This window comes from Pseudomonas sp. LB3P25, assembly GCF_054897985.1.
The window spans coordinates 2,221,666-2,233,873 of record NZ_CM142711.1; the positions used below are offsets into that span (position 1 = coordinate 2,221,666).

Genomic DNA, 12,208 nt, shown 5'->3' on the forward strand with positions numbered 1-12,208 from the left:
GCGAAGGGGCCCTTGCAGACGCTATAAAACTTAAAGCACTGCCGCCCCTTACGTCGGACAGGTCTGCGAACCGTTATTCAGGCCTTGCTTGTAGCTGTGGCTCAACACGCTGGCCTTGCCGTTGTGCCAGGTCAGGGTGAGCACGATCAGCGAGTCGTAATCGCTGGATTCCCAGTCATCGGCGATGGTCTGTTTCTTGCCGACGGCTTCTCCAGCGACCTTGTTGATCAGTTCGGGCAGATAGCCGTGGGACCAGGCGGTGTAGATGACCGAGTTGTGATACTTGTCTTGAAGCAATTCATCGGCCAGGTCGCTGGTGTCGTTGGCCGAGAAGTTGATGTTCACCGGCAAACCGAGCTTGATCGCGCTGGGGCTGATGGTCATCAGGGGACGGATGTAACTGTAGGAATTGTCCTGTTCGCCTTCCTCGACATTGCGCGTCGGGTTGGCGGCAAACACGTAGTTGGCCTTGCCGAATTTTTCCGGCAGCAAGGTGGCCAGGTCGATGGCGCGGTTCAGACCCTGGCAGTTGAGCTGGCCGAGGCCACCCTCTGGTTTTTCCGCGTGACGCAGGAACACCAGCGTCTGAGTGCCGTTTGCCGGTTGGGCGCGGTTTTCGCGGGAGTCCAGCGCCAGAAACAACGCGCCGGCCGCCAGCAGGGCGGGCAGGAACAGATAAGCGCGATGTTTGAAGCGGTTGGCGAATTTCAGAGGGTTCATCATGGAATTAAGGGTTCTTCAACGCATTCGGTTAAGGCTGACAAACCTTTACACCGCTAAATTCCTGCGTCGGGTGTTTTCCATGTCGTTAAGCCGGTCAGTTTCATAGGGAGCAGTGCTCAGAGTCCCCTGATACCCATTTGGTTCGATTCCGGCGAGTGCGCAGCAATGTACCGGTAACCTTGAACGGGTTGCAGCTTAGATTATCAACAGGATGTTGCGAATTTGTGGACACGTTACACGTAGTGGGGCAGACGCAGGCTGCAATCTTTTGATCATGTTCATCAGCGATATCAATAACGCCAAAAGGTCGCCGTTCTTCGACCGCTCACATTATGATCGTCACTCTCAATTTTCTCGTGGATCCTTTCCCATGACCGATCTGTCCGCGTTCCCGATTACCCAAAAATGGCCGGCTCACTATCCCGAGTGGATTCAGCTTTACTCCTTGCCGACACCCAACGGCGTCAAGGTGTCGATCATGCTCGAAGAGACCGGACTGCCCTACGAACCGCATCGGGTGGGCTTCGACACCAACGATCAGATGTCCCCCGAATTTCTTTCGCTGAACCCCAACAACAAGATCCCGGCGATCCTCGACCCCCACGGTCCGGGGGATCAACCCCTGGCGCTGTTCGAGTCCGGGGCGATTCTGATTTACCTGGCCGACAAGAGCGGGCAATTGCTGGCCCAGGAGTCGGCGGCGCGATACGAGACCATTCAGTGGCTGATGTTTCAGATGGGCGGTATCGGGCCGATGTTTGGCCAGCTCGGTTTTTTCAACAAATTTGCCGGCAAAGACTACGAGGACAAACGTCCCCGCGACCGCTACGTCGATGAAAGCAAACGCCTGCTCAATGTGCTCAATAAGCGCCTGGAAGGGCGCGACTGGATCATGGGCGAACGCTACACCATCGCGGACATCGCGACCTTTCCCTGGGTGCGCAACCTGATCGGCTTCTATGAGGCCGGCGAGTTGGTGGGCATCGAGGACTTCCCGAACGTCACGCGGGTGCTGGAGCGCTTTCTGGCGCGGCCGGCGGTGATGCGCGGGCTGGAAATCCCCAAGCAAAACGCTTCGATGTGATCAAGACCAAGGCAGGCCATGCACTCATTCGATTTCAAGCAAGTAGATGTCTTCAGCTGTGTTGCGCTCAAGGGCAATCCGTTGGCGGTGGTGCTCGGCGCCGATCAGCTCAGCGATGAGCGCATGGCGGCGTTCGCCAGCTGGACCAACCTCAGTGAAACCACGTTCGTGCTGGAACCCCGGGATCCTCGGGCCGATTATCGCGTGCGGATTTTCACCACCTTGAACGAGTTGCCGTTCGCCGGTCATCCAACGCTGGGCACCTGCCATGCGTGGCTGGAGGCCGGTGGCGTGCCCAAGGGCGAAGAGATCATTCAGGAGTGCGGCGTGGGGCTGGTCCGGGTTCGTCGGCAAGGGACAGAGCTGGCCTTTCTCGCCCCGCCATTGCTCAGGACCGGGCCGGTGGAGGCTGATGTGGTGGAGCGGGTGCGGCGGGGGCTCGGGCTGGAATCGGGCGCGATTGTGCACACTCAGTGGGTCGACAACGGTGCCGGATGGCTGGCCGTGATGGTGGAGGATCGCCAGCAGGTGCTGGACTTGCAACCGGATCATTCGCAAATGCTCGGCCTGGCCGTCGGTGTCATCGCGCCATGGCATCCCGAGCGCGATGGCGATGACGCACAGTTCGAAGTGCGGGCGTTTATCTCCGGCGACGGCATGCCGGAAGACCCCGCCACCGGCAGCCTGAACGCCGGGATTGCCCAATGGCTGCTCAGCGAAGGACTGGCGCCGGCGTCCTATGTGGTCAGCCAGGGCCTGACCATGGGCCGCGCCGGACGCATTCAGGTCGAGCAAGTGGGTGACGAGATCTGGATCGGCGGCGCGGTGGTGACCTGCATCGGCGGGACCTTGACGCTCTAGCAGAACTTGCCGCAAAACCCTGTAGCAGCTGCCGAGCCCGCGAGGCTGCGTTCGGCCGCGAAGCGGTCGTAAAACCTGCAACCGTGCTCTTTGAGGTAGATCGCGTTCACCGGACTACGACCGCTTCGCGGCCGAACGCAGCCTCGCAGGCTCGGCAGCTGCTACAACGGCTTGTATCGCGGTGATTATTGCCGAACCGGTAAGGGCTTATTCCGCGTCTGAGGTTTGTGCCTTGCGCCTTGCAGGGCATAAGCTTTGACCCCTACGACTTTCGTCTCGTCCTCCCGTTTTTCAGGAACCCCTCATGTCCAGTCAGTTCCCCGAAGCACGTCCACGCCGTCTGCGCCGCAATGCGAGCCTGCGCAGCCTGTTCCAGGAAACCGAGTTCAGCTTGAACGATCTGGTGTTGCCGATTTTCGTTGAGGAAGGTATCGACGACTTCGTGCCGATTAAAAGCATGCCCGGCGTGATGCGTATCCCGGAGTCGAAACTGGCGGGTGAGATCGAGCGTTATGCCCGGGCCGGGATCAAGTCGGTGATGACGTTCGGCGTGTCGCACCATTTGGACGGCAACGGCAGCGACACCTGGAGCGACAACGGTCTGGTGTCGCGCATGTCGCGCATCGCCAAGGATGCGGTGCCGGACATGATCGTGATGTCCGACACCTGCTTCTGTGAGTACACCGACCACGGTCATTGCGGCGTGCTGCACAACCATGAGGTCGACAATGACCAGACCCTGATCAACCTCGGCAAACAAGCGGTGGCCGCGGCCCGTGCCGGCGCCGATGTGATCGCCCCGTCGGCGGCCATGGACGGGCAGGTTCAGGCCATTCGCCGGGCGCTCGATGAAGCGGGTTTCAGCCAGACTGCGATCATGGCCTATTCGACCAAGTTTGCCTCGGCGCTCTACGGTCCGTTCCGTGAAGCCGGCGGCAGCGCGCTCAAGGGCGACCGCAAAAGCTATCAGATGAACCCGATGAACCGCCGCGAGGCTGTGCGCGAATCACTGATGGACGAGCAGGAAGGCGCCGACGCGCTGATGGTCAAACCGGCCGGCGCCTACCTGGACATCATCCGCGACATCCGTGAAGCCTCGCGTTTGCCGCTGTCGGCGTATCAGGTGAGCGGCGAGTACGCGATGATCAAATTCGCCGCCCAGGCCGGGGCGATCGATGAGGATCGCGTGGTGCGTGAGAGCCTTGGTGCGATCAAACGGGCCGGGGCGGATCTGATCTTCACTTACTTCGCGATGGACCTGGCGCTGGCCGGGATCTGATCAAGATCAAAAAACGGCCGAATCCCGTGATCCCGGAAGTACCGCTCGATCACCTTGGGATCGGCAGAGTTGTCGGCAATTGCCACATACGTATCCGGCCGCAACAGGTAAAACCCGTTACGCCCCAGGCCAGCTGCTTCAAACGCCGGCCGCCAGTCAAAAACATGCAACGGCAAATGATGTTCGTGGCACCAGGCGATCATTTCGTCGCTGGTGTCGCCATACACATGAACCTGCCAGGTCGAACACTTCAACGATTCGAAATTGTCCCCCTCACCGTCGTGAGCCCAGGGCAGGCGGTCGCCACCGTGAATATGACCGGCAACGCCCGTGCTCAACGGCATCCCGCGATAATTCAGGGTGATCTGCGACACCGTGCGAAACAGGAACTCGCGGGACGCCTCAAACGATGCCATTTTCGGAATCACGAACGGCGCCAGACGTGTGCGCAGCAAATCGGCCATGCGCCCTTCGGCCGTGACGAAACTGAACACCCGATCGGTGGTGGCGACCAGTTTGCGGGCAAACGCGATGCGTTCGGTTTCATAAGTGTCGAGGAGTTTGGCCTCAGCGGCGCCACTCAGCACCGCCGCGAGTTTCCAGGCGAGGTTGATGGCATCACCAATGCCGGTGTTCATGCCCTGGCCACCGGCGGGGCTGTGGACGTGGGCGGCGTCACCCAATAGAAACGCGCGCCCGGTGCGAAAATGATCCGCCACCCGATGATGCACGCGGTAGGTCGAGAACCAGTTCAGTTGCTCGATCTTCACTTTCATATGCTCGATGGCCCGGCTGCTGACGTCTTCAAATTGCAGGGTTTCGGCCTGGTCGGCGCGTTCGTCGCGTACAGTGCCGATCAGGCGGGCGCGGCCTGTACCGGCCAAGGGAAATACCGCGAGAAAATCCGCTTCATCGAGATCCACGTGCAGTTCGCCGTTGAACGTCGGCCCGCTGGCCTGCACGTCGGCGACGTAGAAAATCTGCTGATAGGTGCCGCCGGGAAATCCGGTGTCCAGGGTCTTGCGCACGATCGACCGGGCACCGTCACAACCTGCCAGATAGCAAGCCTGGCAGGTTTCCTCCTGACCATCGGCCAAGCGCAGATGGGCGGTGATGCCGTCACCGGTTTCCTCGAAACCTTCCAGCGCCGTGTTGCGCTCCACCTTGATGCCAAAGGTTTCGAGGCGGTCTATCAGCAGCCGTTCGTGTTCGTCCTGAGGAAAGATTTCGAGGAACGCGTAAGGCGTCAGGCCTTCGCCGATGCGGCTCAGCGGCAAGCGCGCCACGGGTTCGCCCTTGACCCAGAAATTGGCGGCGGCCACTCGATGACCGTTCTGCACAATAGCGTCGCTGAGGTCGAGCTGGCGATACAGCTCCAGCGTCCGCGCCTGCACGGCCAGCGCCCGCGAAGTGGTGCCGGGTGTCGACGTCTTGTCGAGAATCCGCACCCGAATCCCCAGTTTGCTCAGCCACAGCGCCAGCACCAGCCCGGTCGGGCCGGCGCCGATGATCAGTACGTCGCTACGGTTCATGAACCTGTTCTCCTCGATGTGTGGCTCAAGTATGGTTCAGCCGGGACGGACGGGCAGGTTGTCTGCCCAACGGAAAAAGGTCTGCGTTTTTTCAGGTAAACCGTGTTTATCGGACTACGACTGCTTCGCAGCCGAACGGGGCGGTGCGACGTTTCGCTAAATCCCCTCGCCACAACGCAGCTGCTACGGAACAGGGCGCGGCGGCGAGAGTCATAGCCTGCGCCATGCCATTGAACGTATGGTTTACCCGGCTCAACGGATTTGATGGAGCAACATGCAAGCCAATCGATTGATGATGAGCATCGCCGCGCTGCTGGTGCTGGCCGGTTGCGGCACTCAGCGCACGCAGGAGCTCCCTGCGCGCAAGCCTGCTGAGGTCAAGGCCGAGATCGTGCGTCTGCTGCCGGCCCAAACCACCGATCGCCAAGGCTGGGCCACCGATATTTACGCAGCATTTGCTGCCCAGAATATTTATCCGTCCACCCAAAACCTGTGCTCGGTACTGGCGGTCACCGAGCAGGAATCGACCTTTCAGGTGGACCCACCGGTACCGGGTCTGGGCAAAATCGCCCGCGATGAGATCGACCGCCGCGCCGACAAAGTCCATATCCCCGGCCTGCTGGTGAGCGGTGCGCTGCAGGTGAGTTCATCCAACGGAAAAAGCTACAGCGACCGACTCAATGCGGCGCGCAGCGAAAAAGAGCTCAGCGCGATTTTCGATGATTTCATCGGCATGGCCCCCATGGGCCGGACGCTGTTCGGTGGCTTCAATCCGGTACACACCGGCGGGCCCATGCAGGTCAGCATTGATTTCGCCGAGCAACAGGCGAAGGCGTATCCGTACCCGGTGGACAGCTCGATCCGTCATGAAGTGTTCAGTCGTCGCGGCGGGATGTACTTCGGTATCGCCCACTTGCTCGGTTATCCGGTGAGCTACAAACAGCCGCTGTATCGCTTTGCCGATTTCAATGCCGGTTGGTACGCCAGTCGCAATGCCGCGTTTCAGAACGCGGTGAGTCGCGCTTCGGGCATACCGCTGGCGCTGGATGGTGACCTGGTCCGCTACGATTCGATCATGCCTGGCACCACGGAATTGGCGGTGCGCACCCTCGGCAAGCAACTCGGCATGCGCAATCCGTCCATTCGGGACCAATTGGAAGAGGGCAAAAACTTCGAGTTCGAGGACACCCAGCTCTATACGCGGGTTTTCGCCCTGGCCGAAAAGGCTGAAGGTCGGCCATTACCGCGTGCGGTATTGCCAGGGATCGTGCTGCAAAGCCCGAAAATCACCCGCAAACTCACGACGGCGTGGTTTGCCAAACGGGTCGATGAGCGTTATCAGCGCTGCATGGCGCGTGCGGGCAAGTGACCGACCGCAAAAAACAGGCGTAAAAAAACCCGGCTGATAAGGCCGGGTTTTTCATTGAGTACCGCGGTAAAACCATTCATTTATACAGCGCGGCTTTCGATCAGGCGATCCGAACCACCTTCAGCAACGCGGTTCTCGATCAGACGGTCCGAGCCACCTTCAGCAACGCGGTTTTCGATCAAACGATCCGAACCACCTTCGGCCACACGTTTCTCGATCAGACGATCCGAGCCACCTTCGGCCACGCGGTTTTCGATCAAACGATCCGAACCACCTTCAGCAACGCGATTCTCGATCAGACGATCGGAGCCACCTTCGGCAACACGTTTCTCGATCAGACGATCGGAGCCACCTTCAGCAACGCGGTTCTCGATCAAACGATCCGAACCACCTTCGGCAACGCGACTTTCAATCAGACGATCCGAGCCGTCTTCAGCGACAACCGGGTGAGCTGGGGTAGCGGCGAAAGCGTTAACTGCAAAAACCGAGAAAGCGATGCTGAGGATAGTTTGGCGTTTCATGAGGGTGTGCTCCGGGGTGTAGTTGTTGGGGCTGGAGCTGATGTTACGCCGCGGATTTTTTAAGAGAACTTCATTGCCGTGATGGTGAACATCGACGGCAATGATAGGACCAACAATCCCCCCACGTCGACGTGATGGTTCAGTCGTCGGGTGGCGGCAGTAGGGGCGACCGACGCTTCTACACTGGTTAGCTGGCGGGTGCTATTGCCCTTGAGGATTCGATCATGAATGCCAGTTCCTATGTTCCCGCACGCTGAACGGGGCTATCACGTGACGCTGGTACGCGATGCCACGGCGGCGTTCAGTCTGGAGGCGATGCACGCCGCACATGAGATCAACGGGCCGACGTATGCCCACTCGATTGTCACGACGTCGGAGTTGATCGCGGCACTGGGCTAGGGTGGTCAGCGTCACAATATTCGTCCAGTGGCATAGCACGAGGCCGGCAGGTAGCGCCTCTACTGACTGTATTCTTGTCTCGCCAGGAGGCTGCACCATGTACCAGCTATACGGACACCAGAACTCCGGCGCTGCCGCGATAGAAGCAGCGCTGGAGCTTTGCGAAATGCCTTACCGCTTCATCGACGTTGAATCCTCTCCTGAGGCGAGCCACGCGCTGGAGAAGCTCAATCCGCTCAAGCAGATTCCGACACTGCAATTGCCCGACGGCAGTGTTCTCACCGAGAGCGCGGCGATTCTGATTCACCTGGGGCTCACGTTCCCTGAGTCAAACCTGTTGCCGAAAAACACCGCCGCGCGGGATCAGGCCATTCGTGGCCTGGTGTACATCGTCAGCAATTGCTATTCGGCGATTGGCATCATCGACTACCCCGAGCGCTGGTTGGCCGAGGCGGATGAATCGGCCAGGCAAAACCTCATGGCCGGCACCCGCGCGCGACTGCACAGGAGTTGGGAGGTGTTTGCCGATCAGTTTTCGGGCGATTTGTATCTGGGCGATGAGACGCCGGGAGCCCTGGATGTGCTGGCGGCGGTGGTTTCCAAGTGGGCGGGCAGTCGGGAGCATTTGCGCAGTGCAAGGCCCGGGTTTTTCGCCTGGCTTGCGCGCATCGACCGGCACCCGACATTGGCACCGGTCTTCGCGCGGCATTGGCCGACTTGAAGACACTGCGACTACCTGTAGGAGCAAGCTTTGCTCCTACAGGGGACGAATCACTCGCCGCGGATGTACTGCTCCAACTGGCGAATCAGTTCAGCCTGTTCGGCAATGGCCTCCTTGACCAGGTCGCCGATCGACAGCAAACCGATTAACTGGCCGTTTTCCACCACCGGCAAGTGGCGCAGGCGCTTGTCGGACATGATGCCCATGCAGGTTTCGACGGTTTGATGGGTGTCCACGGTGATCACCGGCGACACCATGATGTCTTCGACCGGCGTGCCGACGGAGGAGCGGCCCTTGAGCACGAGTTTGCGCGCATAGTCACGTTCGCTGATGATGCCGACGACCTCGCCATTCTTCACGACCGGCAATGCGCCGACGTTTTTGGCGGCCATGACCATCAGCGCTTCCAGCACCATTTGATGCGGCGCAATGGTGTGGACTTCATGATTCTGTTCAGCCTTTAACTTCAGCAGTTGGGCGACGGTTTTCATGGCGGTTTCTCAGGTGTTGTCGTTGTCCTTGAAGAATCGTAGACACAGGCGCTGAGGGCAAGGGAGAAAGCGGCAGATAACATGCAAAAAACGCCATTCAGCGGTTTTTCTTCGGAATATCTCCGTACCAGGTCGATAAACGCCTGCAATCTGGTAGCGACTTCAAGAGCCACCCCTCACCCCAGCCCTCTCCCCACGGGGGAGAGGGGAAAGGGAGCCGATCTTCATGGTTTTCGAACTTGAGTTCGACTCAATTTTCTCGGTCGCAATATCTCTTGAAAACACCTCGGTCAGTCCCCTCTACCCCGTGGGGAGAGGGTTAGGGTGAGGGGTCGATCCAAAGGCTGCCAAATCCATAAGCCTCCACGCTATCCCCCCGCAATGACGCGTAGAATTGCGCCTTGAATCAAATCTAGAGGTTGCAGTGGTGGATTTACAACGGGGCTTCGTCCTGACCCGGCATTGGCGCGATACCCCGGCCGGTACGGAAGTCGAGTTCTGGCTGGCGACCGACACCGGTCCCCAGCGGATCCGCCTGCCTCATCAACCGTCGGTGGCGTTCATCCCCGCAGCCCAGCGCGAGCAGGCCGAGCGTGTGCTGCAAGGCGAGAAAAACGTCGAGCTAAAACCCTTGGCGTTGCTGGATTTCGAGCACCGCCCGGTACTCGGTCTGTATTGCCAGCAGCACGGTCAGTTGATGCGCCTGGAAACCGCGCTGCGCAAGGCCGGCGTCGACATGTTCGAAGCCGACGTGCGCCCGCCGGAACGCTACATGATGGAGCGTTTCATCACCGCGCCGGTCTGGTTCAGTGGCACGCCGAACGCCGAGGGCCTGCTGCTCGATGCGCAGATGAAACCCGACCCCGACTATCGCCCGAACCTCAGGCTGGTTTCCCTGGACATCGAAACCACCGCTCAGGGCGAGCTGTACTCCATCGCCCTGGAAGGCTGTGGCGAGCGCCAGGTCTACATGCTCGGCCCGCCCAATGGCGACGACAGCGAAGTGGATTTCCAGCTCGAATACTGCGATTCCAGAACCCTGCTGCTGAAAAAACTCAATGAGTGGTTCGCCCGCCATGACCCCGACGCGATCATCGGCTGGAACGTCGTGCAGTTCGATCTGCGGGTACTTCACGAACACGCCCGGCGCCTGGCGGTGCCGCTGAAACTGGGGCGTGGCGGCGAAGAGATGCAGTGGCGCGAACACGGTAGCCGCAACCATTACTTCGCCTCGGCCGCCGGTCGGCTGATCATCGACGGCATCGAATCCCTGCGCTCGGCGACCTGGAGTTTCCCTTCGTTCAGCCTGGAAAACGTTGCGCAAACCCTGCTCGGTGAGGGCAAGTCGATCGACAATCCGTACCAGCGCATGGACGAAATCAACCGCATGTTCGCCGAGGACAAACCGGCCCTGGCCACGTACAACCTCAAGGACTGCGAGCTGGTGACGCGAATTTTCGCCAAGACCGAACTGCTGACCTTTCTGCTGGAGCGGGCCAGCGTCACCGGATTGCCAGCAGACCGCAGCGGCGGCTCGGTGGCGGCGTTCACGCACCTTTACATGCCGCTGATGCACCGCCAGGGTTTCGTTGCGCCGAACCTTGGGAACAAGCCTGCGCAGGCCAGTCCCGGCGGGTTTGTCATGGACTCGCAACCGGGCCTGTACGAGTCGGTGTTGGTGCTCGACTACAAAAGCCTCTATCCATCGATCATCCGTACCTTCCTCATCGACCCGGTGGGCTTGATCGAGGGGCTTAAACATCCCGATGACAGCGAGTCGGTGCCAGGCTTTCGCGGTGCGCGTTTTTCAAGAAGCCGGCATTGCCTGCCCGCCATCGTCGCCCGGGTTGCCGAAGGTCGCGAAACCGCCAAGCGCGAACACAACGCACCGCTGTCCCAAGCTCTGAAAATCATCATGAACGCCTTTTACGGCGTGCTCGGTTCCAGCGGTTGCCGTTTCTTCGATACACGCCTGGCGTCGTCCATCACGCTGCGCGGCCACGAGATCATGCTGCGTACGCGCAAGCTGATCGAAGCTCAGGGCCATACGGTGATTTACGGCGACACCGACTCGACCTTCGTCTGGCTGCGCCGCGCCCATGGTCAACAAGAAGCCGCGCAGATTGGCCACGCGCTGGTGGATCACGTCAACCAGTGGTGGCGCGAGCATGTGCGGCAGGAATACGGTCTGGAAAGTGCGCTGGAGTTGCAGTTCGAGACCCACTACAAGCGCTTTCTGATGCCGACCATTCGTGGCGCCGAGGAGGGCAGTAAGAAGCGCTATGCCGGGCTTGTAACCCGCGCCGATGGCACCGACGAAATGGTCTACAAAGGCCTGGAAACCGTGCGCACCGACTGGTCGCCGCTGGCCCGGCAATTCCAGCAGGAGCTGTACCTGCGCATCTTCAATCGCAAACCCTATCAGGATTATGTGCGCGACTACGTGCGCAAGACGTTGGCGGGGGAGTTCGATGATCGCCTGATCTACCGCAAGCGCCTGCGCCGCACCCTCGATGACTATCAGCGCAATGTGCCGCCCCACGTGCGGGCCGCGCGAATGGCCGACGATTACAACGACCGGCAGGGCCGCCCGCGGCAATACCAGAACGGTGGCTGGATCAGTTACGTGATCACCGTCGCCGGGCCCGAGCCGCTGGAAATCCGCAGCGCGCCCATCGACTACGACCACTACGTCACCCGGCAACTGCAACCGGTGGCGGACGCCATTCTGCCCTTCGTGGACGACGACTTTTCAACCTTGGTGGGTGGGCAGTTGGGCCTGTTTTGAATCCAGCAGCAACAACGTCCAGTCATCAAGAATGCCGTGGAAGTACTGGTCCAGTGCTTGATGAAAGTCGCTGTTAGCGCCGGCAACCTGGGCGAACAGCGTCATGGAAGAGTGAAACTTGAGATCGTCGGGGTGGCCGAATATGCCGGCAATCGAGCTTTTTTCGATGTTCAGCACCAATTGCGTGCAGGTGCGCAACCGTGAACCCAGCAGCGGATGATTGAGGTACGCCGCGGCTTCCTCTTTGGAGCGAATGGCAAAGTGCCGGGACATCTCGCTGTCACCCAACCCTGCGAATTGCGGAAAGATGAACCACATCCAGTGACTGCGCTTGTGACCGGCATTCAGCTCGTCCTGGACCCGTTTGAACACCTTTTCCTGTGCCTGGACAAAGCGTTGCAGATTAAAGGAATCGAGCTGATCAGTGCTTCTCATGCCGA

General features: G+C 59.9%; 11 protein-coding genes and 1 pseudogene. 7 read left to right on the forward strand and 5 right to left on the reverse strand.

The window, feature by feature from the left end; all coding sequences use genetic code 11:
* Positions 1-48: 48 nt before the first annotated feature.
* Positions 49-723, reverse strand: a complete 675-nt coding sequence (locus ACYZTW_RS09925) for a histidine phosphatase family protein (RefSeq protein ID WP_462004707.1) — start codon at positions 721-723, stop codon at positions 49-51.
* Between the two features lie 370 nt (positions 724-1,093).
* On the opposite strand from ACYZTW_RS09925, the gene ACYZTW_RS09930 reads away from it, so the two are divergent.
* The 3 genes from ACYZTW_RS09930 to hemB all read left to right on the forward strand — a co-directional run bounded on the left by ACYZTW_RS09930 (position 1,094) and on the right by hemB (position 3,947).
* Positions 1,094-1,807, forward strand: a complete 714-nt coding sequence (locus ACYZTW_RS09930) for a glutathione binding-like protein (protein WP_462004708.1) — start codon at positions 1,094-1,096, stop codon at positions 1,805-1,807.
* An 18-nt stretch (positions 1,808-1,825) separates the two neighbouring features.
* Positions 1,826-2,668 (forward strand): PhzF family phenazine biosynthesis protein, encoded by an 843-nt coding sequence (locus ACYZTW_RS09935; RefSeq protein WP_462004709.1) that lies wholly within the window; start codon positions 1,826-1,828, stop codon positions 2,666-2,668.
* Positions 2,669-2,972: 304 nt separating this feature from the next.
* A complete protein-coding gene (gene hemB, locus ACYZTW_RS09940; RefSeq protein ID WP_462004710.1) occupies positions 2,973-3,947 on the forward strand; it encodes a porphobilinogen synthase in 975 nt (324 codons plus the stop codon).
* Here the strand turns inward: hemB and ACYZTW_RS09945 are convergent.
* Positions 3,911-5,479, reverse strand: coding sequence for an FAD-dependent oxidoreductase (locus ACYZTW_RS09945; protein ID WP_462004711.1), 1,569 nt, complete (start codon positions 5,477-5,479; stop codon positions 3,911-3,913). The genes hemB and ACYZTW_RS09945 overlap by 37 nt on opposite strands.
* 274 nt (positions 5,480-5,753) lie before the next feature.
* Here ACYZTW_RS09945 and ACYZTW_RS09950 point away from each other — a divergent pair, with 274 nt between their 5' ends.
* Entirely contained in the window at positions 5,754-6,848 is a 1,095-nt protein-coding gene (locus tag ACYZTW_RS09950) for a DUF1615 domain-containing protein (protein WP_462004712.1), read from the forward strand.
* Between the two features lie 80 nt (positions 6,849-6,928).
* Here ACYZTW_RS09950 and ACYZTW_RS09955 read toward each other — a convergent pair whose 3' ends face one another.
* A complete protein-coding gene (locus ACYZTW_RS09955) occupies positions 6,929-7,369 on the reverse strand; it encodes a phage infection protein (RefSeq protein ID WP_462004713.1) in 441 nt (146 codons plus the stop codon).
* 255 nt (positions 7,370-7,624) lie between these two features.
* Here ACYZTW_RS09955 and ACYZTW_RS09960 point away from each other — a divergent pair.
* A pseudogene (locus ACYZTW_RS09960) lies at positions 7,625-7,768 on the forward strand (cysteine hydrolase); the annotation flags it as partial.
* A 97-nt stretch (positions 7,769-7,865) separates the two neighbouring features.
* Entirely contained in the window at positions 7,866-8,489 is a 624-nt protein-coding gene (locus tag ACYZTW_RS09965) for a glutathione S-transferase N-terminal domain-containing protein (protein ID WP_462004714.1), read from the forward strand.
* A 50-nt stretch (positions 8,490-8,539) separates the two neighbouring features.
* On the opposite strand, the gene ACYZTW_RS09970 is transcribed toward ACYZTW_RS09965, so the two are convergent.
* Complete coding sequence (locus ACYZTW_RS09970; protein ID WP_046056085.1) at positions 8,540-8,980, reverse strand: CBS domain-containing protein; 441 nt, start codon at positions 8,978-8,980, stop codon at positions 8,540-8,542.
* A 427-nt stretch (positions 8,981-9,407) separates the two neighbouring features.
* On the opposite strand from ACYZTW_RS09970, the gene ACYZTW_RS09975 reads away from it, so the two are divergent.
* Entirely contained in the window at positions 9,408-11,768 is a 2,361-nt protein-coding gene (locus ACYZTW_RS09975) for a DNA polymerase II (protein WP_462004715.1), read from the forward strand.
* Here ACYZTW_RS09975 and ACYZTW_RS09980 read toward each other — a convergent pair.
* Positions 11,733-12,203, reverse strand: coding sequence for a DUF1810 domain-containing protein (locus ACYZTW_RS09980; protein WP_462004716.1), 471 nt, complete (start codon positions 12,201-12,203; stop codon positions 11,733-11,735). The genes ACYZTW_RS09975 and ACYZTW_RS09980 overlap by 36 nt on opposite strands.
* Positions 12,204-12,208: the final 5 nt, after the last annotated feature.